This window comes from Luteibacter yeojuensis (genome assembly GCF_011742875.1).
Taxonomy (GTDB): domain Bacteria; phylum Pseudomonadota; class Gammaproteobacteria; order Xanthomonadales; family Rhodanobacteraceae; genus Luteibacter; species Luteibacter yeojuensis.
In genome coordinates, this window is record NZ_JAAQTL010000001.1 from 919,635 (window position 1) to 942,241 (window position 22,607).

At 65.3% G+C, this 22,607-nt stretch carries 17 protein-coding genes and 1 pseudogene; 7 read left to right on the forward strand and 11 right to left on the reverse strand.

From position 1 onward, the window contains the following. Positions 1-103: 103 nt before the first annotated feature. Positions 104-994 carry a LysR family transcriptional regulator gene (locus tag HBF32_RS04090; protein WP_166698346.1) on the forward strand — a complete coding sequence of 297 codons (891 nt, stop codon included), beginning with the start codon at positions 104-106 and terminating at the stop codon, positions 992-994. A gap of 99 nt (positions 995-1,093) precedes the next feature. Here HBF32_RS04090 and HBF32_RS04095 read toward each other — a convergent pair whose 3' ends face one another. Then, the gene (locus HBF32_RS04095; protein ID WP_166698347.1) at positions 1,094-1,990 is read right to left on the reverse strand and encodes an AraC family transcriptional regulator; all 897 of its coding nucleotides are present in this window, start codon (positions 1,988-1,990) and stop codon (positions 1,094-1,096) included. Between the two features lie 100 nt (positions 1,991-2,090). On the opposite strand from HBF32_RS04095, the gene HBF32_RS04100 reads away from it, so the two are divergent. Next, positions 2,091-2,843 carry an SDR family oxidoreductase gene (locus HBF32_RS04100; protein ID WP_166698348.1) on the forward strand — a complete coding sequence of 251 codons (753 nt, stop codon included), beginning with the start codon at positions 2,091-2,093 and terminating at the stop codon, positions 2,841-2,843. Positions 2,844-2,918: 75 nt separating this feature from the next. Here the strand turns inward: HBF32_RS04100 and HBF32_RS04105 are convergent, their stop codons facing one another. The 6 genes and pseudogenes from HBF32_RS04105 to HBF32_RS04125 form a co-directional block, all read right to left on the reverse strand. Continuing rightward, positions 2,919-9,149, reverse strand: coding sequence for an autotransporter-associated beta strand repeat-containing protein (locus HBF32_RS04105; RefSeq protein ID WP_240147785.1), 6,231 nt, complete (start codon positions 9,147-9,149; stop codon positions 2,919-2,921). Then, positions 9,150-9,323 (reverse strand): annotated as a pseudogene (locus HBF32_RS19695) (ESPR domain-containing protein); the annotation flags it as partial. A 417-nt stretch (positions 9,324-9,740) separates the two neighbouring features. Further along, positions 9,741-10,688, reverse strand: a complete 948-nt coding sequence (locus tag HBF32_RS04110) for an aldo/keto reductase (protein WP_166698350.1) — start codon at positions 10,686-10,688, stop codon at positions 9,741-9,743. A 98-nt stretch (positions 10,689-10,786) separates the two neighbouring features. Then, a complete protein-coding gene (locus HBF32_RS04115) occupies positions 10,787-12,289 on the reverse strand; it encodes an efflux transporter outer membrane subunit (protein WP_193570324.1) in 1,503 nt (500 codons plus the stop codon). 17 nt (positions 12,290-12,306) lie between these two features. Further along, the gene (locus tag HBF32_RS04120; RefSeq protein WP_338039731.1) at positions 12,307-13,803 is read right to left on the reverse strand and encodes a DHA2 family efflux MFS transporter permease subunit; all 1,497 of its coding nucleotides are present in this window, start codon (positions 13,801-13,803) and stop codon (positions 12,307-12,309) included. After that, positions 13,800-14,828 carry an HlyD family secretion protein gene (locus tag HBF32_RS04125; RefSeq protein ID WP_240147786.1) on the reverse strand — a complete coding sequence of 343 codons (1,029 nt, stop codon included), beginning with the start codon at positions 14,826-14,828 and terminating at the stop codon, positions 13,800-13,802. Before HBF32_RS04125 ends, HBF32_RS04120 begins: the two co-directional genes overlap by 4 nt. 243 nt (positions 14,829-15,071) lie before the next feature. Between HBF32_RS04125 and HBF32_RS04130 the strand changes: the two genes are divergently transcribed. The 5 genes from HBF32_RS04130 to cydX all read left to right on the forward strand — a co-directional run bounded on the left by HBF32_RS04130 (position 15,072) and on the right by cydX (position 19,149). Then, a complete protein-coding gene (locus tag HBF32_RS04130; RefSeq protein WP_166698351.1) occupies positions 15,072-15,701 on the forward strand; it encodes a TetR/AcrR family transcriptional regulator in 630 nt (209 codons plus the stop codon). A gap of 234 nt (positions 15,702-15,935) precedes the next feature. Further along, complete coding sequence (gene cydP / locus HBF32_RS19590; protein WP_338039732.1) at positions 15,936-16,286, forward strand: cytochrome oxidase putative small subunit CydP; 351 nt, start codon at positions 15,936-15,938, stop codon at positions 16,284-16,286. Beyond that, the gene (locus HBF32_RS04135) at positions 16,283-17,854 is read left to right on the forward strand and encodes a cytochrome ubiquinol oxidase subunit I (protein ID WP_166698352.1); all 1,572 of its coding nucleotides are present in this window, start codon (positions 16,283-16,285) and stop codon (positions 17,852-17,854) included. The genes cydP and HBF32_RS04135 overlap by 4 nt, the downstream gene beginning before the upstream one ends. 11 nt (positions 17,855-17,865) lie before the next feature. Continuing rightward, positions 17,866-18,996 carry a cytochrome d ubiquinol oxidase subunit II gene (gene cydB / locus HBF32_RS04140; RefSeq protein ID WP_166698353.1) on the forward strand — a complete coding sequence of 377 codons (1,131 nt, stop codon included), beginning with the start codon at positions 17,866-17,868 and terminating at the stop codon, positions 18,994-18,996. Between the two features lie 15 nt (positions 18,997-19,011). Beyond that, a complete protein-coding gene (gene cydX / locus HBF32_RS04145; protein ID WP_166698354.1) occupies positions 19,012-19,149 on the forward strand; it encodes a cytochrome bd-I oxidase subunit CydX in 138 nt (45 codons plus the stop codon). Here cydX and HBF32_RS04150 read toward each other — a convergent pair. The 4 genes from HBF32_RS04150 to HBF32_RS04165 form a co-directional block, all read right to left on the reverse strand. Next, complete coding sequence (locus HBF32_RS04150) at positions 19,146-20,021, reverse strand: alpha/beta fold hydrolase (protein WP_166698355.1); 876 nt, start codon at positions 20,019-20,021, stop codon at positions 19,146-19,148. The two genes, cydX and HBF32_RS04150, sit on opposite strands and share 4 nt — an antisense overlap. 73 nt (positions 20,022-20,094) lie before the next feature. Further along, on the reverse strand, positions 20,095-20,595 hold the full coding sequence (locus HBF32_RS04155) for an SRPBCC family protein (protein WP_166698356.1): 501 nt from the start codon (positions 20,593-20,595) through the stop codon (positions 20,095-20,097). After that, positions 20,573-20,935 (reverse strand): ArsR/SmtB family transcription factor, encoded by a 363-nt coding sequence (locus HBF32_RS04160; protein WP_166698357.1) that lies wholly within the window; start codon positions 20,933-20,935, stop codon positions 20,573-20,575. The genes HBF32_RS04155 and HBF32_RS04160 overlap by 23 nt, the downstream gene beginning before the upstream one ends. A gap of 84 nt (positions 20,936-21,019) precedes the next feature. After that, a complete protein-coding gene (locus tag HBF32_RS04165) occupies positions 21,020-22,597 on the reverse strand; it encodes a tryptophan halogenase family protein (RefSeq protein WP_166698358.1) in 1,578 nt (525 codons plus the stop codon). Between the last annotated feature and the right edge of the window lie 10 nt (positions 22,598-22,607).

Sequence of the window (22,607 nt, forward strand, 5' to 3'; positions counted from 1 at the left end):
GCATCCTTCGTTCTGTGTTTCAGGTTCAAACGAAGATGGGCTGCTTGACGCATCGATGCAATTGACGAAACATAGCTTAATTCGATCTAATTATTGGATACATGTGCTCGACAACGTCACCATCAACCAGCTGCGTGCGTTCGTTGCGGTATGCGATCAGGGAAGCTTTTCGGGTGCGGCGCGGAAGCTTGGCCGCGCGCAGTCGGCCATCAGCCACGCGGTCAAGGCGCTGGAAAGCGCCTTCGATGTCGAGTTGTTCGATCGCGACACCCGCAAGGCGCAGCTGACCGCGGCGGGGCGTAGCCTCCTGCCGGACGCGCGAGCGGTGATCTCACGCACGGAAGAAATGAAGACCCGCGCCGGCTCGATCGCCCGAGCCGGCGCGCCCCAGGTTTCAGTGGCGGTCGATGTCTACTTCCCGCGCGCCCACCTGATCGAGAGTCTGCGGACGCTGCAAGCAGAATTCCCTACTGCGGCGATCAATCTGCGCATCACGACCATGCAGGGGGGCGAGAGACTGGTGCTCGAGAAGATGTGTGCGCTGGCTGTCACGATCCAGAATGTGCCGGAGGTGAGCCCAGATGCCGTGGAACGCCACTGGTTGTGCGAGGCAGAGATGGTGACGCTGTGTGCGCCGTCCCATCCGCTCGCTTCGACACCGAAATCCATACCGGTGGACGAGTTCGGTCGGCATGTTCAGATCGTCGTCACGGACAATCAGCCGGAAGCAGAAAAGACCCAACAGGGCGTGGCTGGCAAGCGCCTGTGGCTGGTCAATGATCTCGGCGCCAAGCGTGATCTCCTCAAGGCGGGGCTCGGCTGGGGGCACATGCCGCGACACCTCGTTGGCGAAGACCTAGTGGGCGGCGAGCTCGTCGAACTCGAACGCCGCGCATGGCACCTCGGTCCGCTCGTGTTCGTGATATCGCAACGACGGGGGTATGACCTATCCCCATGCGAGTCGCGACTGGTCGAGCTTCTAGGCAAACCTTAGCGAATCCCTAAGGAACCCAGACGACTGCGCGCGAGCCACGGCGGTCTCGCGCTCGGCCACGAGCAACGACGCACGCAAAGCTTCCTCCCGTCAGGCTAATCACCCTCGCTCCCGAGCATAGCGTGCGGGTGGCATGCCAACGCTGCGACTGAACGCGACGCTGAACGTACTCGCTGAGCTGTAGCCAACGCGCTCGGCGACGTCCGCGATGGCGACGCCCGGGTTGCGAAGCAGCTTTTTGGCCAGCGCCATCCGCCAGGTCAGCAGGTACTCCATCGGCGTTACTCCCACGGCGCGGTTGAAGCGTTCGAAGAACGCCGAGCGCGACAGCGCGGCTTCCTTCGCCAGGTGCGCTACCGTCCAGGGGCGCGTCGGCATCTCATGCATGCACCTTATCGCGACGGCGAGGCGCGCATCGGCCAGGCCACGCAACAATCCGGGCGACTCGGCGGTGTCCGCGGAGGATCGCAGCGCTTCGATCAACAGCACCTCGAGCAAGCGCGTGAGGATAAGTTCGCGGGCGGGCCGCTGTCCGCGCGATTCTTCGTTCACCAGTTGCACCAGCGTGGCGAGCCGCTGCTCGCCGCGCACGTGGACCAGTTGCGGCAACAGTGAAACCAGTATGGCGGCATCCGGCGAGCCAAAGACGCAATAGCCGACCATCATGCGCACCTGCGGCGGCCCGTCCAGCGCGCCGAGGCGGAATTCACCACCGGGCAGGACGATGGGTGACGCATCCGGGCCGTCATCCGGTGGATCAATGCTCGAGGTTGCGAAGTTATGCGCGGCGGGGATCAGCACGAAATCGCCGGCCAGCAGCACCAACGGCTCCTGCCCTTCCACGACGAGCCGGCAGGATCCTTCAAGGACCACGCAGTAGAACGGCCGCCCAAGCTCGGTGCGGCGAACCCGCCACCGGCCAGCGCCGTTGACCACCTTGGAAAAAGCGGCTTCGGGCTGAAGCAGCGTGACGACCTCGGAGAGCGGATCGGCCATGATTGGACTATCGCTAACAAGATATGGACCTTCTATGGTAGATGATCCTGAAGCCGGCGCCTATCGTGGACACGTCCCCCCACTCCACGCAGGAGCTTCCATGAAAACCGTCTTGATCACCGGTTGTTCGTCCGGCTTTGGCCTCGAGACCGCCAAGGACTTCCTCGGCCGCGGCTGGCAAGTCATCGCCACCATGCGCACGCCGCGCGAAGACGTGCTGCCGAGCTCCGGGCGCTTGCGCGTACTGCCGCTCGACGTGACCGACCCGCGGAGCATTCGCGCGCTCATCGATGCGGCGGGTCCCATCGACGCTCTCGTGAACAATGCCGGCATCGGCTTGCTCAATGCCCTGGAGGGCACCTCGATGGACGCCGCTCGCGACGTGTTCGAAACCAACACCCTGGGCACCATCGCGATGACCCAGGCGGTGTTGCCGCAATTCCGCGAGCGCAGGAGCGGCGTGATCGTCAATGTCACCTCCTCGGTTACGCTGAAGCCGCTCCACCTCCTGTCCGTCTACACCGCCAGCAAGGCGGCCGTGAACGCGTTCACCGAATCGCTGGCGCTCGAGTTGGAACCGTTCAACGTTCGGGTTCGGCTGGTGCTGCCGGGGCGAGCACCGGAAACCCGTTTCGGCGAGAACGCACGGTCCCGCGCGCAAGGTGGCTTCCCCGAGGCATACAGCGGGCTGGTGCAGAAGGTTTTCGAAAGCTGGTCGCAATCGGCCGCTCCGGTGACGCACACCTCCGACGTGACCGAGGCGGTCTGGCGGGCAGTCAACGATCCATCAAGCCCCGTACGCCTGCCGGCGGGCGCCGATGCCGTGGCCTTGGCCGCGGCGGACCTTGACTAAGGGTGCCGGGGTTCAGGCGCCGCCCTCCCCCCTTCGCCCTTGCAGGCACTCCTTCCACAGCGCCTCGCCTCCTCCCTAGAACGCCCAGGCAAGGGCGACGCGCGCGGCCTGGTCTTTCACATCGCCGGCGAACTGGCCGCTGTAGGTGGCGTCGATCGCGACGCCGGGCGCCACGGCGAAGCTGATGCCGCCGTTGACGGCCGCCGCGTTCCTGGCCACCGGTACGCCGCCGATGTTGAATGACGGACCGCCCGCGGCGAAACGCATCGTCTCCACCGGAGTGACATCTCCCCATGCATGCTGCCAGCCAAGGCTGAAGGTCGCGCGTATGTCGCCGCGGTCACCAAGCTGTAGGCTGCCGCGCGCGCCCAAGGTACCGACCGTCACGGAACTGCTCTGTCCTTTGACCTCGAACGCGGCGATGCTGTCGCGCTCCTTGATCGCATCGGTCGTCAGTCGGTCATAGGCGATGTTGACGAACGGCGCGAGCGTGGAGCGCCCCATACCGATCTCATAGCTGCCATCGACATAAGCCTGCGCCGTGTTGGCGTCATATCGTGCGCTGGTGGTGCTTCGGAAGTCGGCGAAGGCGATCGAGCGACGGGTCCTCACTTTTTGCCACCCATAGATCGCCGCGGCCTGCAGGTGGAAGGCATCGGATCGCATGTCGGCGTAGAGGCCGGCGTAGTTGTCCACGTGATGTGCCGAAACGGCGGGAGTGGTGCTGCGTGCGGTGCCTTGGCCCCTGCCGAGCAGTCCACCCACGCGCGCATCGCTGCCCACGCTGGTGTCCGTGCCCACCACGATGCCGCTGCCGTTCGCCGAGAGTTCCGACGCGTTGCCGTCGCTGTCGTAGCGTCCCCAATGACCCCAGGCGGACGTCCACACCGACCCGCCGTCACGGTCGGCCGCCTCATGGGTGCCGGCCCGGCTGGACGTTCCAGCGAGATGGGCGTTGATGGCCTCGCGCACGTAACGGTCGCTATCGAGCAGGGCCGTGCGCGTGCTGGCATGGATGTCTGCCTGCAACTGCTGGAACGCGGCTGCCGCGGTGGTGCGATCGAGCACGACCACCAGGTCGAACAATGGATTGCCGGGACCCAGTGCCTCCGTGGCCTCGGCCACGGCCCTTCCATTGGCCGTCTCGGCCACCGAGGGGAAGGTGTTGGCATTCCGCGCCAGGAGCACGCTCACGCTGGTGGCGTCATAGCTCAGGGTCGGCGTGACGAACGCGAAGTTGGAGGCGACACTGCCGAATTCGCCGCTGACGCCGCCGGTCGCGGTGAGGATGCGGTAGCCGGTGCCAGGCTGCCAGCCTGCCGAAGGGAGGAACAGCAACGCGCTGCCCGCGAGTGTGGCGCTGCCGTTCACCATCAGTTGGCTTCCCGCACCGTTGGCCGCCAGAGTGACGGCGAACGTCCCGTCGACGCCTTGGGTGTAGTTGTCGTTGACGTTGAGCACGCCTACCGCGCCGGTGCCGCCCGGATGCAGTACACCGTCGTTGATCAGGCTGCCGTCGATGGTGCCCTGTCCCGTCAACGTGCCGCCCGAGCCCACCGCGACATCGCCTCCCAGCGTGGCCGCGCTTGTCGACGTGTCGCCGACTTGCAGGGTGCCCTGTTCCACCGATGTGGCGCCGGTGAAGGCATTGAGATCGTTCAAGGTCAAGGCGCCCTGCCCGGTCTTGATCAGCTGGCCCGCGCCGGTGACGTTGCCTTGGAAGATACCGTCGGTCGCCTGGTCGAATACCAGTACACCGTTGTCGGCAATTGCCCCGCGCAGGCTCGTGCTGTTCCCTGCCAACGTGCCGGCGTTGACGATGGTGCCGCCGCCATAGGTATTGGCGCCCGTGAGGACTAACGTGCCGGCACCGAGCTTGGTCACGCCACCGCTGCCGCTCAATGCCTGCGACAACGTGAAGGTATTCCCGGCATCGGCGATGTCCAGACCGCCACCGGTCGCGCCCAGCGTGATGGCGCGAGTCGTGCCGCTGAAGGCGGTACCCGTGACCTGCAAGGTGCCACCCTCGATATCGATGCCGGCCGTGGGAGCGCCCAGGCTCGCATCGGACGACACGGACAGCGTACCCTGCGAAATCTGCGTCGACTGGGTGTACGTGTTCGCACCGTTGAGCACCAGTGTGCCCAGCCCCGTCTTGTCGATGCCGGCGCCGGAAAGCGTGCTGTCGATGGTGGCAACCCAGCCGGCACTGGCAGCGCTGCCGTCGCCCACGCGGATCTCGCTCAATGGATGCTGCGTGCTGCCGTCCAGTGTCAGTGTGTCGCCGTCGAGCAGGTAACCGTCGCTGGCGAACTGGATGCCCAGCGTGGTCACAGGCAGTGCGCCGCCGGCATCGTCCACCGTCACCGTACCTGGCGCGCCGGCGAAGATCGCGAACGCGTTGGCGGGCACGCGCACGCCGGTGGCGGAGCCGTCGGCGTTGGCCCAGTTGGCGTTGGCCTGCGCCCATGTACCGCTGCCGCCACCCAGTTGCGTGGAGGAAGCCAGGCCATTGGCGTTCCAGAAGTTCAGTGCCATGCCGGCGCTGGCGACCAGGTTCACCTGCTTGCTTCCGGTCAGGTACTGGATGGTGTAGCCGCTGCTTGGCGGGATGATGCCGCCGTTGGCTTGGGTCAGGCTGCCTGTGTAATTGAACAGGTTGTACAGCCCCGGACCGAAACCGCCCGCGTCATAGGGAACCAGGGTGGCACCATCGAGCGTCAGGTCGCCGTTGACCTGCACGTTGTGGCCTTGCCCCGGTGTCGTGCTGTCGGGTCCCGGCGTGCCGAACCAGAAATCGAACTGGCTTCCCTGCTCGGCAAGCAGGTTACCGTTGACGTTGAAGGAACCCGTGGGATTGCCCGGCGCGAGATGACCGCCTGCCTGCACGTCGACATTGCCATTGACCGAGCCGAAGCCGCCGAGTACGCCAGTACTTGCCACGATGATGTCGCTTTGCACGCTGGCGGTTGCATGTGTCGCGTCGCCCACGAGCAACGTGCCGCCCAGGACCTGCGTCGGTCCACTGTATGTGTCGATGCCGTTGAGTGTGAGCGTGCCGCTGCCGGTCTTGTCCACCCCGCCGCCGCCCACAATCGTCCCGCCGTATGTGCCCGCACCCACGGCCAGGGTGGCCCCGCCAAGCTGCACCTGACCATCGCCGTCGAGTGTGCCGAAGGTCTGGCTGCCCGCGGCGGAGACGTCCAGTACACCGTTGCCATTCACGGTCACCCCACTGCCCGCGGCGAGGCTTCCTCCCGCGCCGAGGATCAGCGTGCCGTCGTTCACCGTGGTGCCGCCGCTGTACGTGTTGGTGCCGGTGAGTACCAGCGTGCCATCGCCCAGCTTGGTCAATGCACCGGTACCGGCGAGCGGCTGGGTCACGGTGAATGTGTTGGCCGCGTCCGCGATATCGAATCCGCCCCCGGCCGGGCCGAACACGATGGCGCGCGGCGTGCCGTTATATGCCGTACCGGAAACCTGCAGGATGCCGCCTTCGAAGTCGATGGCGTTGCCCGGATCGCCGAGGTTCGCATCCGACGATAGCGAAAGCGTGCCCTCCGCCAGCTGCGTTCCCCCGGTATAGGTGTTGGTGCCGTTGAGGACCAGGGTGCCCGCGCCGGTCTTCTGGATGCCATTGCCGGTGAGCACGTTGTCGATGGTGGCGGTCCATCCTGTGCTCGCCGCGCTGCCGTCACCCACGCGCAGCTCGCTATAGGCACCGGCGGATGGCGCGACCAGGCCCAGTGCGTCACCGTCGAGGCGATAACCATCGTTGGCGAACTGGATGCCCTGCGTGGTCACCGGCTGCGCGCCACCGGCATCGTCCACGGTGACCACGCCTGCCGCGCCGCCGAAGATCACGAAGGCATCGGCGGGCGAGCGCAAGGCGGTGAGGCTGCCGGTGGCATCCGTCCAGTTGGCGTTGGCCTGCGACCACACGCCGCTGCCGCCCCCCATCTGCGTGGGCCCGGCCAACCCGTTGGCGTTCCAGATGTTGAGATCGATGCCCAGCGCGTTGACCAGGTTGATCTTCTTTGTGCCCACGAGATTCTGGATGGCGTAACCGGTGGGCGCGGTGATGCCACCACCGGCCTGGGTCAGACTGCCCGTGTAATTGAACAGGTTGTACAGGCCGGGGCCGAAACCGCCGGCATCGACCGGGTTGACCATCGCGCCGTTCAAGGTGAGATCGCCGTTCACCTGGGTGCTGTGACCCACGCCGGGCGTATTGAAGTCGGGGCCCGGCGCACCGAACTGCGCATCGAGCTGGCTGCCTTGCTCCATGATGAGGTTGCCGTTGACGGTGAACACACCGGCCGGCGCACCGGGAGCGAGATGGCCGCCGGCGAGCACATCGACGTTGCCGTCGACATGTCCGAAGCCGCCCAACGATCCCGTGGACGCCACTGTGATATCGCTCTGCACGCCCGCGCTGCTGTGGGCGGCGTCGCTGCCGATCAGCATGCCGCCGGACACGACTTGCGTCGGTCCGCTGTAGCTGTTGTTGCCGTCGAGCGATAGCGTGCCCGTGCCCGTCTTCACCAGGCCGCCGCTGCCGGCGATGTTTCCGGCGTAGCTGCCTCCGGCGAGCGTCAAGGTGCTGCCGCCACCCAGCTGCACCTGGCCGCCCGTGCCTTCGAGCTGGGCGATGGTCTGGTCCCCGGCGGCGGAAAGATCGAACGTCCCGCCGTTCACCGTGACCGGCGTGCCCGAGGCCAACGAACCGCCTGCGCCTACGGCCAGCGTGCCGCTCTGGATCGTGGTGCCGCCGCTGTACAGATTGGCACCCGTCAGCGTCTGCGTCCCGGTACCGTCCATCACCAGCGCACCGCTACCGGACAACACGCCGCCGAATGTGCCGCTGCCCGAGCCATTCAACATCAGCGTGTTGGCGCCAAGGTTCACGCTGCCCGCCGCACCGCTGAGCAGTCCAAGCGTTTGATTGCCGGCCGCGGAAAGATCCAGGGCACCGCCCGAGGCGAGTGCGACACCGCTCGATGCGGCGATGCTGCTGCCGGCACCGAGCGCGAGCACGCCGGCATCGATCGCCGTGACGCCGGTATAACTGTTCGGGCCGGTCAAGGTCAGCGTCCCGGCGCCGAGCTTGGTCAGTCCGCCCGTACCCGACAGCGTGCCCGACAAGACGAAGCTGCCGCTGCCGGTCGTGATCAGCCCGCCGGTGCCCAGCGTGAAGTCGTTGGCCAGGGTGATCCCCGCGGCACTGGCACCGATCGCACCGCCGTTCGCACTGACGGCGCCGCTGCCGAACACGCCGCCATTGTTGAAATTGACGAGGCCGCCGTTGAGCGTGGCATCGCCGCTTACCAACGGGCCTTGCAGGTTCCATGTGCCGCTATTGACCAGCAAATGCTGGAAGTTGATATACGTCCCGCTGGAGAGCGTCGTCACGACACCGCCTGTGCCGCTGCCCGTACCCGACGAGGGCAGTACGTTCTGCAGCACGAGCGTATTGCTGCCTCCTGCACCGCCGTCGACCACTCCGGTCGGAGCGAAGCCCAGGGTTACGCCCACAAGGCCCAGGACGTCCAGGCTCAGTCCTATACCGCCCGCGAGGTTCACCGACGAACCGGACACCGCGGTGAAGGTATTGGTGCTGTCGATGCCCATCGACACGCCACCATTGATCGTGCCGGCGTTGGCGAAGGTGTTGCCTGCCCCCGGCGTGCCCGAGGCCTCGAAACCGATACGTCCGTTGATCGTGCCGGTATTGACGAAGTTCACCTGCCCGCCGCCATACGCCGCGACCACCGGAATGTCCGACGGCACCAGCGTGACACCGAGGAGAGCAGCCCCGCCGATCGCGCCGTCGTTCCTTATGTTGGTCGTGCCGCCGGTCCCGTTCTGCGCGGCGAGCGCCATGCCGGTGAGGCCGTTGATACTCACCCCGAGCAAACCGGACGTGCCATTCATCACGCCAGTGGATGCGTTGACGATGTTGACCGTGCTGGCAGCGCTGTTTCCAACCACCGTGCCGGAGGACAGCAGGCTGAGCAGTCCCAGCAAGCTGGGATCGATGGTGCCCGAGTTGTTGAGCGTGGTGTTGTTGCCGGTGAGCCTCATCGCCGTGCCCCCGAGGCCCAGCAGCACGCCAGTGCTTGCTCCCGGCAGCACGTTTACCGTGAGGTTGTTCGCCGCGGTCGAATAGCTGGGGGCAAGGGGATTGGCGGCTCCGCTGCAGGTCACGGTGGCTCCCGCTGCCGGATTGGCCGGCGTGCAGGCGGCGTAGACGCGGCCACTCACCCATGGCGAAGCCAGCAACAGCGCGACGACCAACGGTTTCAACCCAGGTCGCGCTGCATCGCCCCTACGACTCGATCCCGGACTCCCCCCTTCCCCATGCTGCCGGGTCAACTCCGACGCAACCTGCAAGACACGAAGGGTACGATTCCATACAAGCCGGTAGATGCGATTCACGGTCGTTCTCCTCAGGCGGGATACGGGACGCGGGACGGGCACGGATGTGCCGGCGCGGCCATGTCACCGAAGTCGCTCTAAGGCAAGCGCCACCCCCGACCGTCCGGCCGGTGCATTTCGCAGGCACACACGTCCCCGGGGGCTGCGTCGACGCTTCGCACGAAACGAAGCGCAGCGGCCCTCGAATACGAGCATGAAAGGCGGCGTCGCGATGCGCTCAGCGACGCCCGCACCTCCCCCTTGTTCCTACGGTGTCTTCCTCTGGAAAATGGCGAACAGGTCTCCTTTGTTCGATTCACGCCCCCTGGCGAGACGTGTCTTCGCATGATGATCGCTCGTCGTGCGGAGCAGATCGAACGGGAAATACAGCGGTTTTTCGATCTGCCGGAGAATTGATAACACCATCGCTTATGAGCGATTGCGCTAATTCGGCGAATCGCGCGCTTCGCCCGTCGGATCTCATGCCCCTTGAGCTCGCGGGATGAAGCCAGGCAAGCCCGTATCGACCACCTTGTTCAAGCGCACCCTCGTGCTGATGTCGTGGCGCATTCGTGCCAGCGATTCTTCCGACAACGCCGACACGTCGAAATTCTCCCTGATGTGGTCCAGGCTCGTCGATGTCGTCAGGATCGCGGCACCACGCTGCACGGCCCACGCCAGCGCCACTTGTGCCGGTGTGCGGTGCTCGCGCTGCGCGATGTCCACGATCACGGGATCGTTCAGTACGCGTGGTTCCATGCCATGCCCCAGCGGGGCGAAGGCCAGCAACACGATGCCGTGCTGCTGGCAGAACTCGAGCAGCTCCCACTCCGGCAGATAGGGATGGCATTCCACCTGGACCACGGCGGGTTTGATGCGCGCCGCCGTATAGATCGCCTTGACCGCGTCGAGGCGCACGTCCGAAAGACCGATGAAGCGACACTTGCCCGCATCGACGAGGCGCTCCATCGCCCGCCAGGTATCCAGCAGGCTGACACCGTCGTCATAAAGGGGTTGGCCATCCTCCCCTTTCGGATATTGCTCGTCGCCGGGCTGGAAGGCGAAAGGCGTGTGGATCAGGTAGCTGTCCACCTGGTCGAGTCGCAGGCGACGCAGACTTGCATCGAGCGCGGGACCCACGCGTTCCGGACGATGATTGTTGTTCCAGAGCTTGGTGGTGACGAAAAGCTCTCCGCGCGTCAGTGTCCCTTCGGCGAAAGCTTCCTGGAGCGCTTCGCCGACGACATCTTCGTTACGGTAGGCCTCCGCGGCATCGATATGCCGAAACCCCACGCGTAGCGCTGCCTTGATGGCGCGCTTGGCCATGACGGGATCCGGAATGAGGGTTCCGAATCCGAGTGCGGGCAGCTCCCCTTTGCCGCCCGGCAGCGGGAGCGCGGTGTTCTGCAGGGGTGTAGGGAATGACATGACGATGCTCCTGATTCAGTGCGACGCGCGACACATTCCAGACCAGGCATGAAGCCTAGCGAGCGTGCCGCAGACCCGGGGTGAAGACGATGGATACGCTACGGGCTACGGACCGGTGGCTGTTCGGAACCGTCGCGCTCATGGCGGCCCGTTGCGGAACGTGCGAATGCACCGCTGCTGTTTCCGCCCAGCGCCATGGAGAGCTCTACGGTGTCGAGATAGCGCGCCGTCGTTGCGCGGATGTGATCGATCAGGGCGCGCTGGTAGGTCCGCTCGGCATCCAGTACCTGCAAAACGCTGGTCTCGCCGGCACGATAGCCTTGCCGATTCAGGCGGAGGCTGGTGCTGGCGGCGTCCAGGGCATGTTGCTGCGCTGCGTACTCCTCGCCGTCATGGCCGATGGCCTGCAGCACGTCCGCAACCTGCCCCAGCGACACGATCACCGTCTGCCGATAGTTGGCCATGGACACGTCATAGCCATCGATCGAAGCACGCCGGTTTGCCTGCAGCGTTCCGCCATGGAAGACCGGTGCCGTCAATCCGCCCAGAAGCCCCCAAAGCATTCCACCTCCCGGGCCGATCTGGCTTGCCGATGCCGAGAGTTGCAGGTGAGGATACATATCCGCCGTGGCGACACCGATGGCGGCACTGGCCGCGTGAAGCTGCGCTTCCGCCTCCAGGATGTCCGGGCGTTCGCGAGCGAGTTCCGACGGCAGGCTTAGAGGCAGGTCCGCCGGCAACGAAAAGTCGTCGAGTGCGAAATCCGGCGGTACCCAGTCGGCGGGCCCTCTGCCTGCCAGCACCGAAAGCGCATGACGCGCGATGTCCCGCTGCTGCGCGAGCGGAGGAAGCAGCGTCTCGTCCTGGGCGAGTTGGCTCGTCGCCAGTGCCACGTCGACCTGCGTTGCGCTCCCATAGCGGTGTGCGGTCTGCACCAGCTCGAGGTTCTTGCGATCGTCGGTCAGCAGGGTTTGAACCGCCTGGATCTGCGCCCCGGCAGAAGCAAGCCGTAGTGCCTGCTCGGCCACATTGCCCGTCACCGTGAGATAGGCCGCATCGAAGCGGTGCCGTTGAAGCTCGGCCAGCGCGGCCTGCTCTTCCACCTTGCGCCGGGTGCCGCCGAACAGGTCGAAATCGAAGCTCACCTGCAGGCCCACCGCATAGACGTTGGACGTCGCCAGCGCGCCGGCACCGCCGGCACGTTGCCTGCCGCCCCTCGCCCCTACGTCCACCTGCGGTGCCAGGCCGCCCCGGGTTGCCGCCACCGCTTCGTCCGCCTGCCGGATCGTGGCGTCGGCGGCCGCCAGATCGAGGTTGCCGGCTATCGCCTGCCGCATGACCTCATCGAGCTTCGCCGAGCCAAGGACCTGCCACCAGTCGCCGTCCACCTTCCTGTCGAAGTCGATGTGCGGAACCCCGTTGGCATCGGCGTCGCGTGAAAGCCGCCGCTCGGCGCCGATGTCGTAATGCTGCGACGCAAGCGCGGCCGGTCGCGTGAAATCCGGGCCGACCATGCAGCCAGACAGAAGAGCCAGCGCAGGTACCGCGACCAGCGCCCATCGGCCCATCGGTAGGTAAGGAAGAAATCTTGCCGTTGTCATCGTCGGCTCCGCCACCCTCAGTGGCTTGTGCGTGGCTTGCGTAGGAGGAACACCAGCGGACTGGCGGCGAGCATGGCGACCAGCAGGAGTTTGAACTGGCCGATCACGGCGACTATCGCCGCCTGACCGGTAACCAACTCGTTGAACAGAGCGAGCTGGCGTCCGGCGAGATGACCGGTTGCCTGGGCGACGGGACCGTACGGTCGAAGATGCTTGGCAAGCGCCAGATGCATGCTCTGCGTGTTGGCGTAAAAGAATATCTGTACGACCGAAATGCCCAACGTGCTGCCGAACAGGCGTGCCAGGTTGAAGATGACGGTCGCTTCCGAGCGGAGCGCCGGATTCAAGGTCGAGAAGGCCGCACGGCTCAGCGCAGGCAGCAACATGCCCAGGCCGGCCCCTTGCACAGCGCCTGCCGCCATGACCGGCACGGAATCCATCGCGGGCGAATAGCCGAGCATCAGCCAGGTGCCAAGCGCCGAGAGCGCGGCGCCGCCAAGCACGGCGATCCGGTTGTCCAGCCACGCCGGCACTCGCCAGGTCAGGATCAGCGCGCAAACCAATGCGGCGCCGCGTGGCAAGGTCAGATAACCGGCCGTGTCCGCCGGATAGCCCAGAAGCTCCTCGAGCATGGGCGAGGTCAATGCGAGCGTCGGCAGCAGGACGAACCCGTAGATGAAGTACATCGCGGTGGCCACGCTGAAATTACGATCCCGCAACACCGTCGTGTTGAGGTAGTGATCCCGCCGCGTGAACGCGTGCACGATGTAGAGGTAGAAGCCCAGGGCCGCGGCGATCGCCTCCACCCGGATCTCGGTGGAAGCGAACCATTCGAGGCGCTCGCCGCGATCCATCAGCATCTGCAGGCCGGCGATGCCCACGGAAAAGGCCGCGAAGCCGAAGAAGTCGAAGGGCACGACCCGCGCGCCGCTTTTCTCCCGAAGACACAGCGCCACGACAAGGAAGATGCCGACGGCCATCGGAAGGCTGAGATAGAAGATCGAGTGCCAGCCGTGATACTCGCTCAACCAGCCACCGACGGCAGGACCACTGACGATGCCCAACATGGCCGTCACGCTCCATGTCGGTCCGATATGACCGTGCCTGAGCGGTGGCAATTCGTCGAGCAGGATGGCCATGGACAAGGGGGCAAGCGTGCCGCTGGCCGCTCCCTGCATGATTCGCGCGCCCACGAACGAAAGCGGCGTGGTGGCGAGCGTGCACAGTTCCAAAGCCAGCGCGAATAGCGCCAACGAAAGGAGAAAGATCCGCTTTCTCCCGAACCTGCCCGCAAGCCAGTGCGTCATCGGCATCACGAGCGCTCCCGCCGCGATATAGGAGGAAAATACCCAGCCGATTTCGTCGTCGGTCATCGACAGACCGCCCTGCACGTGAAGTACGGCGGCATTCGGCACGGAGATATTGAACGCCTGCATGTATGTGGCAAGCACGCCGGCCGCGACGAGTGCGCGGTGGCGCCATACGAGGTCGGGTGTACGCGTGTCGGTATTCACCGTGCGGTTCCCGCCAGGGTTTCCGCCGATGCGGTATCCACCCGCGCATACACGCTGATGCCTGAGTACAGCGGCCACCTGGCGTCCACCGTGTCCAGTTCCAGGCGCACCGGCAGGCGCTGCACCACTTTCACCCAGTTGCCGGTGGCGTTCTCGGGCGGAAGCACCGCGAACTCCGAGCCGGTGCCGGGGCTCATGCTCACCACGTGCGCCTTGAACGGGTGCCCTGGATAGGCGTCGACCTCGATCGTCGAGACCTGGCCGGGACGCATCCGCGTCAGGTCGGTTTCGCGGAAATTCGCCTCGATCCAGACGTCGCGGCTCGACATCATCGCGAACACCGAGGCACCGCCGTTTACGAAATCCCCGACTTGCAGGTCGTCGACCCTTGTCACGATGCCATCGTCGGGAGCCAGGACATCGGTATAAGAAAGATCGAGCTTCGCGCGGTCCAACTGCGCGCGGGCCTCGCGCACGGTGGGGTGCAGATCGACGGCGATGTCCGGATTGCCCGAGAGTCCGGCCACCGTGTTGGCCACCTGCTGCTGCATCGAGGCGATGCGCTGCCTTGCCACTTTCAGGCCGGTTTCCGCCTGCTCGTACGCGGCGCGCGAGGCGAAGTCGGAGGCGAGCAACGCCTTCTTGCGGTCGAATTCCCGGGCGGCGAAGTCTGCCGAATCCTTGGCCGACTGGAGATCGGCCAGTTGCTGGCGATAGGTTGCCTTGAGGCCCTCGACCTGCAGGCGCGCGCTGCTCAGCCTCGCCCCGGCCTGCTCGACCGCGATCCGGTACGGTGCCGGATCGATGCGAAACAACAACTGCCCCTTGCGTACGCTTTCGTTGTCCTTGACGGCCACCTGCACGACCTGGCCGGATACTCGCGCATTGATGGAATCCTTTGCCGCACGGACAAAGGCGTCGTCGGTGGCGACGTAGCGCCGCCCCGCCACATACATGGCCCCGCCGCCGATGAGGAGCAGCAAAGGCAACCCCACCATGAGCGGCTTGCGCCAGCGTGCGCTCATGCGACGAAGCGTGCTTACGTCGATCTCATCGAACTGTTTGACATTCATGGCATCGGGAAGAACCAGCAGGAAGGAGTGAAAGGGCGCTGTCCGGATATCGCGGGCAAAGCCTCCCCTTGGCGGCGCCAAGGGGCATCGCCAACGGTTTGCCTGGACAGGGTGTCCGGCACGGGTTTCCGCACCGCTTGAATTTTGTACCGATGTGGATAATATTCTTACCCTCATCACGGGTCAAGTTTTTTTATGCGCGAAGGTACAAAAAAAGATCCGCCGACGAAGCGCGGTCGGGGGCGGCCCCGCGCTTACGAGCCCGATGTCGCCCTGCGCCAGGCCGCGAACGCGTTCTGGAAGGCCGGCTACGCCGGCACGTCGCTTGACGATATCTCCGCCGCCACGGGGATGAATCGCCCTAGCCTGCGAGCGGCTTTTGGCGACAAGCACGAGATCTACGTAAAGGCACTGGGCGATTACTGGTCTCGAAAGTTCGCGGCGATACACGAGGCATTCGCCGGCGACAACGCACTCGGCGAAACGCTCATGCGCGTCTACGACGCGGCGCTATCGATCTATTTCTCGGGCGATGAGCAGGTGCTGGGATGTTTTGTGGTGGCCACTGCCGTCACCGAAGCGGCCGGGGACCCCGAGATCCAGGGCATCGTCGCCGAGGGCTTTCGCAAGCTGGATGCCGACTTCGAAGCGCGTTTCAAGAAGGCGCTCCAAAAGGGCGAACTGGGGCCGGGGGCCGATCCCAAGGCACTTGCGCTACTGGCCACCGCGACCATGCAGACGCTGGCGATTCGCGCTCGCTCGGGCACGTCCCGCGCCGAACTGAGGAAGCTCGCCCACAAGGCCACTGTCGCCCTGAGCGCCTGAAGGCCCCCGCGCACCCGCGATAACCGGGCGGCTCGCCCTCGGTCACCGCCCGCATCGAGTGTGGGAAATCGGCAAGTCGCCATCGCCATCGCGATCATGAGTTGACCTGGGTCAATTCATCCCCGAAGGGAACGTCGTACAAATGTTCCTCGGTCATCGGGCGCATCCACGGTTAGGACTTTTTCTTATCGGTGTCCAACGCCTTGGTGTGCAAGGGTCCGAGCAGCCTGGCGCATGGCGGGAGATCCACCGGTAGAGCGGGTCGCCGTCGTTCCGACCGATGCTCAGTCGCCATGGGTTGCATGCGTTCGGGTGGACCGGAAGAAGGGAGGTGTCTTGGTGAGAACGTACAGCGATCCCGCAGGGGGCGGCGGCGAAGCGCGGCCTGGCCTTCCTGGTCATGGCCGCTCTCCTCTCCGGCGTCTTTCGCGAAACCTCATCGTGCTGGTCGTTTTCAAGCTCGCCGTGCTCATGACCATCTGGTACGTGGCGATCCGTCCCCTCCCCCGTGCGGATGTCTCGCCGGCGGGCGTCGGACGCCTTCTCGCCCCCGCCTCAGCCTCCAGCCAGGGAACCTCTCCATGATCGTCGATCCCGACGTCGTTAGCTTGTCCCGCCTGCAATTCGCACTGACCGCGCTTTATCACTTCCTTTTCGTGCCGCTCACCCTCGGCCTTGCCTTCATCCTCGCCATCATGGAGAGCGTGTATGTCATGACGCGCCGGGAGGTGTGGAAACGCATGACCCAGTTCTGGGGCGTGCTGTTCGGCATCAACTTCGCCATGGGTGTCGCCACCGGCGTCACCATGGAGTTCCAGTTCGGGACCAATTGGGCGTACTACTCGCATTACGTGGGCGACATTTTCGGTGCGCCCCTCGCCATCGAAGGCATGATGGCGTTCTTCCTCGAAGGCACGTTGGTAGGCCTCTTCTTCTTCGGATGGGATCGCATCTCGCCAGTCAAGCACATGCTGGTGACCTGGTTTCTCGCCTTGGCCACGAGCTTGTCCGCGCTATGGATACTGATCGCGAACGCCTGGATGCAGAATCCCGTCGGCGCGGCCTTCAATCCGCAGACGATGCGCATGGAGGTCACCCGGTTCAGCGAGGTGATCTTCAATCCGGTGGCGCAGGCCAAGTTCGTCCATACCGTCAGCGCGGGCTACACGATGGGCGCGATGTTCGTCCTGTCCATCAGCGCGTGGTACCTGTTGCGTGGACGCAACGTGGAATTCGCCAAGCGCTCCATCACGGTGGCCGCGAGCTTTGGCCTGGCCGCCTCCCTCTCGGTCGTGGTGCTGGGCGATGAATCCGGTTATTCCGTCTCCGAGAACCAGAAGATGAAGATGGCCGCGATAGAGGCCATGTGGGAGACGGAACCGGCACCCGCGGCATTTACCTTGTTCGGTCTGCCTGACGTGCAGTCGCACACGACCCACGCCAGGATCGCGGTGCCATGGGTGATGGGGCTGATAGGTACCCGCTCGATCCACGAGACCATCCCGGGCATTCGCAACCTCGTGGACGACGCGAAACTGCGCATCGGCAACGGCCTGAAGGCCTACGATGCGATGCTCGTGCTACGCGAGGACAAGGACAATGCGCAGGCCAAGGCCATGCTCGCCGCGCACGACAAGGATATGGGCTACGCGCTGCTGCTGAAGCGCTTCGTCGCGGATCCGCGCCAAGCCACGGCGGTGGATATCCAGAAAGCCGCCGACAGCACGATTCCCAACGTGCCGGTGTTGTTCTGGTCGTTCCGGATCATGGTCGCGTGCGGGCTCTACTTCATCGTGCTGTTCGCCTATGCGTTCTGGCGATCGAGCAAGCGCCGCCTCGATGGAACCGGCTTCCTCAAGACCGCCCTGTGGAGCCTGCCGCTGCCGTGGGTCGCCGCGGAGCTTGGATGGATCGTGGCCGAGTATGGCCGCCAGCCCTGGGCGATCGAGGGTGTCCTGCCGACGGCCCTGGGCGCCTCCTCGCTGACCGCCGGGCAGGTATGGCTTTCCCTGGGAGGTTTCGTGCTGTTCTACACGGCGCTGGCGATCGTCGACGGGTACCTGATGGTGAAATTCGCGCGCAAGGGACCCGACGGCCTGGGCATGTGGCCCCCGCAGCCCGACGCCCTTCCCACCACGGCGCAAACGGTCTGAAGGAGATCGGCATGTTCGACTACGACACCCTGCGCGTCATCTGGTGGCTCCTGATCGGTGTGCTGCTGATCGGCTTCGCCGTCATGGACGGATTCGACTTCGGCGTGGCCGCCCTGCTGCGGGTACTGGGGCGGGATGCGCATGAGCGTATCGTGCTTCTGGAGACGATCGAACCGACATGGGAGGGCAACCAGGTCTGGTTCATCCTGGGTGGCGGTGCGGTATTCGCCGCGTGGCCACTCTTGTATGCGGCATCGTTCTCCGGCTTGTACGTGGCCATGTTCGTGCTGTTGACCGCCTTCATCATCCGGCCGGTCGGCTTCAACTTCCGCGAAAAGTTCGAAGACTCGCGCTGGCAGCTGGCCTGGGACATCGGTCTGATGGCCTCCGGCGTGATCGTGATGCTGGTATGCGGCGTGGCCTTCGGCAACCTTTTCCTCGGCCTGCCGTTCCATTACGACGGTGATCTGCGGATGTCCTGGGACGGGACATTCTTCCAGCTCTTCCGGCCCTTTGCGCTCCTTTGCGGCGCCGTGAGCCTCTGCATGCTGCTTGCCCACGGGGCGTGCTGGGCAGCCATGCGTGCCGACCATGTCATTGCCGAACGCGCCGCGAAGGTGGCGCGCATCGCCTCGCTGGCCTACCTGGTGCTGTTCGCTGCGGCCGGCGTCTGGCTGGCTCTTGGCGTGCCTGGCTTTGCCATCGCCGGCACCGTCGTCACCGACGGCATCTCCAACCCCCTGGGCAAGCAAGTCGTGGTCGGTGGATCGTGGTTCGCGAACTACAGGGCGAATCCCGCCTTCTGGGTTGCTCCTGCGCTCGCCGTGGCCGGCGCGGTGGGTACGCAGATCCTCGTGTCCCGACGCGGCCTGGGCGGCTTCCTGTGCAGCTCGCTGGCCATCGCCGGAACGATCCTTTCCGCGGGCCTTGCGCTGTTTCCATTCCTCATGCCGTCCGCGACGTCACCGGTATCGAGCCTGACGGTATGGGACGCGTCCTCGAGCCAGGGCACGCTCCTGTTGATGCTCGGTGTCACGGCCGTCTTCATGCCGGTGATCATTCTCTACACCGGCTGGGTCTATCGCGTCATGCGCGGGCGCGTCACGCTAGAGCATGTGCGCAAATCCCACACCACTTACTGAAGGAGCGGCGACATCATGTGGTATTTCGCCTGGATTCTCGGCCTGGGGCTGGCCTGCACTTTCGCCGTGCTCAATGCGATGTGGTATGAGGTGCACTCCGACGACGAGGCAAGCCGGAGACGCGACCCCATTCCCAAGCATGAGGGCACCTAAGGAGGCGGCGATCCAAGGAAGCGTCCGACGACCTCCGGCAGCATCGCATCCACGGGAAGCGAGTAATGGGTGGTGCCGGGCAGGATGGCGAGCTCGTTCGCGGGACGTTGGGAACCATCCATGCCGGCATCGCGACGACCGCCTCCCAGCGCCTTCCAGAACTCGACCATGTGTTCGGGCCGGATGGCATCGGCGTCGGCAAAGACAAGTAGCGTGCGCGCTTGAAGCTTTGCGACGTCGGCGCTCCAGTCGAAGGGGCGCTTGGTCAGGTCGCCGACCTTCCTGAAGAGACGGGTCCAGTCGACCTCCGGGTAGCGCGCTCCCAAGGGCGATGCCTTGACGCTCGGGCCGAGCGTGGCCGCGTTGGCCTCCAACTGCCTGAAAGCCTCTACGCCTTCGGGATAGAAGCCGTCCTGCCTCATTGCCGCGGACACGACCACCAGCCGGTCGACCGCGTCCGGATGACGGATGGCGGCCTGCAGCGCGACGCCGGCGCCCAGCGAATAGCCCATGAGGTCCGCCTTCCCGAGTTTCAGCTGGCCGATCAGGGCGGCCACGTCGTCGCCCATCGTTTCGCTGCGGAGCGGCCTGTCGGTGTCCGGCGTGCGTCCATGGGCCTGGAGATGGACGGCGACCACCCGTCGCCCCTTGGCCAGTTTGGCCAGGTTGCTTCCGAAGCTGTCCGGGTCGATGCCGCCGTGGAGAAGAACGAGTGGTTTGCCGGCACCGTGTACGCTGTAAAACAGATGCTGTCCGTCGACATCGGCGAAAGCCCCGCGCGAAGCGACGGGACTCTCCGTGGCTCGAATGGGAAGGGCCGCCGCCAGCACCGCGGATGAAAGGGAAGCCTTCACGAAATCGCGTCTGAGCATGGTCGTCCTCGTCTCGTTGCGCCGGATCGGCCGGCACGAAGGTGGTCGCGATGCGCGGCTCGCCGCGGCGCGGTCAGGCCCCGCCTGCGAGCAACTCGTCCAGTTGGTCGAACTGCTCGGGCAGGCCTTCCGCCGAACCGGCGAGGGCTTCGTCCAGCGCGGCCGTCGTGGGGTAGAGTTCGTGCAACGTGACCCGTGTCTTGCCGGACATTTCCTCGAACGTCACCGTCGTCACGGCACCTTGTTCGCTCTCTTCGTTTGTCCACACGATGCGCTTGTTAGGCACGACTTCCCTGTAGGTGCCGAAGAACGCCATGGGTTGATCGAAGGACGGGTGGCGGAACACGAGGCGGTACGAACCACCGGTGCGAACATCCATGTCGCACGAGAGCAACGCGAGGCCCACCGACTTCGGAACCCACCAGCGCTGGAACAGCTCGGGCTTGCTCCACGCCTCGAAGACGGTGTGCACGGGGGCATCGAACGTCCGCATCACGACGAGTTCGCGATCGGACTTGCGCTCCACGGCCGTACGGTTCGTCGCCGCGGTGCTACCTTCTTTTACGTTGGTCATCGGCCTTCTCCTTGCGTTTCAGTTGATCGACAAGTTCGTCCAGCGCGTCGAAGCGCGCGCTCCAGAGCTGGCGATGCTGCTCGATCCAGGCGGCCTCCTCTTCCAGCCGCCGCGGTCCGAGCTTGCAGGTGCGCACGCGTCCTACCTTCTCCGTGACCACGAGCCCCGCCTCTTCCAGGACGCTCACGTGCTTCTTCATGCCCGTGAGGGTCATGTGAAACCTTTCGGCGAGGTCGGTGATCGAGGCGTCCGAACCCCCGAGTTGCTCCAGCACGCCGCGCCGGGTGACGTCGGAGAGCGCGGCGAACGTCGCATCGAGTCGGGCTTGATAGTGAACCATGTGGTTCACTGTAAGACACATGACGGCGGCTTGCAAGGCCGGGCCGGCGAGGCAGCCAGCCCGGCCCCGGCGAACACGGCAAGGTCAAGGTGCGATGCTGGCCTGGCGGCGCTGCACGTGCTCGCGGCACATGTGCTCGACGAACGCACGATGGTCGGGAAGGTCGTCGAGTGCGCGGGCCGCGGCCTGCCGGATCATCGCGAACTCCCTGCGTGCGGCGTCGACCTGCGGGTAGGCGCTGCGCATGGATTCCAGATCGGTCTGGAACTCCATGCCGTAAAGCACGTATTGCCAGCTGCAGGTCATGAACATTTCCAGGTCGGCGATGAAGTCCAGCCGGTGCGGAGGGCGCCGCTTCCATTTCTCGAGCTTCTCCCGCAGGGTGGGCGGGATGCCGGCGACGTCGGCGTTGTCGACCCAGAACGGCGAGTCGCGCCGCTGGCTCAGGCAATAGTGCATCTTGATGAAATCGATGATGCGGTCGTACCGCGCCACCATCATCTCGTTGAAGTGGTTCGCGGCCCCCTGCATGTCGTCGGTGTCGGCCGGCAACAGATGCGTGAGGAGGTAGGTCGCCAGCTCCACGAGCGCGATGCCGGTGGATTCCAGCGGCTCGACGAAGCCGCCCGCCAGTCCCACCGCCACGCAATTCTTTTTCCAGTGCTCGGGGCGGTATCCCGTCTCGAACTTGATGTGCATCGCCTTCAGGCCTTCGGCGGCGCGCCCCACGTAGCGCCGGAAGACATCTTCGGCGCGGTCGTCGGCGGTGTGGCGCGACGAATAGACGTAACCGACGCCGCGACGCTTCTGCAAACCGATATCCCAGATCCAGCCGGCCTCCTGGGCGGTGGAGATGGTGTACGACGGAATGGGTGCGTCGGGGGTGTCGTACGGCACCTGCATGGCCACCGCGCGATCGGCGAAAAGCACGTCCGCGCGACTGCGGAAAGGCGACTGCATCGCATTGCCGATCAGCATGCCGCGAAGGCCGGTGCAATCCACGTACAGGTCGGCGGTGATATCGCCCTCCTCCCTTGTCACCAGGCGCGCGATGGCTCCCTGCTCGTCGCGGTCCACGCGCTCCACGGTGGCCACATGCCGAACCACACCGAGCGACTCCTGGCCATGTTCGGCGAGCACGCGGGCGAAACAGGCCGCGTCGAAGTGGAAGGCGTGATTCATCGGCCCCTGGTAGTCCGCGTCCCCAGGGCGCTTGGGTGCGCGCGAGCGCTCCACAAGCGTGCTCTGCATGGACACGGCCTCGGCGAACGGCATGCCCGCCGGGGCGGCGCCGAGCAGCCAGTACGGCAGCAGTTCAGGGCCGCCCGGACGCTGGCTGGGTGCGTTGAAAGGATGAAAGAAGTGATCCGCGCCGGGGGTGCCCGGGGGACGTACCCAATGGCGGTAGTGGATGCCTTGCTTATAGGTCGCGGTGGCGCCGACCAGAAAGCGGCGCTCGTCGAGACCGATCGCCGACAGCGTGCCCCGGATCGAGGGAAACGTCGCCTCGCCCACGCCGAGCAGACCGATATCCGGCGACTCCACCAGATGTACCTGCACGCTGCGCGGGTCGGCCGCGTTGACCGCCTTGGCGAGGTAGCACGCCGCCAGCCAACCGGCGGTGCCGCCGCCCACGATCAACACTTTCCTCAGACGCGCCATCCTGTGTCCC

Excerpts from the sequence above, each read along its gene's own strand:
- HBF32_RS04095 (WP_166698347.1), bottom strand. The coding sequence starts at position 1,990 with ATGGCCGATCCGCTCTCCGAGGTCGTCACGCTGCTTCAGCCCGAAGCC.
- HBF32_RS04110 (WP_166698350.1), bottom strand. The coding sequence starts at position 10,688 with ATGTCATTCCCTACACCCCTGCAGAACACCGCGCTCCCGCTGCCGGGC.
- HBF32_RS04160 (WP_166698357.1), bottom strand. The coding sequence starts at position 20,935 with ATGGTTCACTATCAAGCCCGACTCGATGCGACGTTCGCCGCGCTCTCC.
- HBF32_RS04130 (WP_166698351.1), top strand. The coding sequence starts at position 15,072 with ATGCGCGAAGGTACAAAAAAAGATCCGCCGACGAAGCGCGGTCGGGGG.
- HBF32_RS04125 (WP_240147786.1), bottom strand. The coding sequence starts at position 14,828 with ATGAGCGCACGCTGGCGCAAGCCGCTCATGGTGGGGTTGCCTTTGCTG.
- cydP (WP_338039732.1), top strand. The coding sequence starts at position 15,936 with ATGGCGGGAGATCCACCGGTAGAGCGGGTCGCCGTCGTTCCGACCGAT.
- HBF32_RS04135 (WP_166698352.1), top strand. The coding sequence starts at position 16,283 with ATGATCGTCGATCCCGACGTCGTTAGCTTGTCCCGCCTGCAATTCGCA.
- cydX (WP_166698354.1), top strand. The coding sequence starts at position 19,012 with ATGTGGTATTTCGCCTGGATTCTCGGCCTGGGGCTGGCCTGCACTTTC.
- HBF32_RS04100 (WP_166698348.1), top strand. The coding sequence starts at position 2,091 with ATGAAAACCGTCTTGATCACCGGTTGTTCGTCCGGCTTTGGCCTCGAG.
- cydB (WP_166698353.1), top strand. The coding sequence starts at position 17,866 with ATGTTCGACTACGACACCCTGCGCGTCATCTGGTGGCTCCTGATCGGT.
- HBF32_RS04155 (WP_166698356.1), bottom strand. The coding sequence starts at position 20,595 with ATGACCAACGTAAAAGAAGGTAGCACCGCGGCGACGAACCGTACGGCC.
- HBF32_RS04150 (WP_166698355.1), bottom strand. The coding sequence starts at position 20,021 with ATGCTCAGACGCGATTTCGTGAAGGCTTCCCTTTCATCCGCGGTGCTG.
- HBF32_RS04165 (WP_166698358.1), bottom strand. The coding sequence starts at position 22,597 with ATGGCGCGTCTGAGGAAAGTGTTGATCGTGGGCGGCGGCACCGCCGGT.
- HBF32_RS04115 (WP_193570324.1), bottom strand. The coding sequence starts at position 12,289 with ATGACAACGGCAAGATTTCTTCCTTACCTACCGATGGGCCGATGGGCG.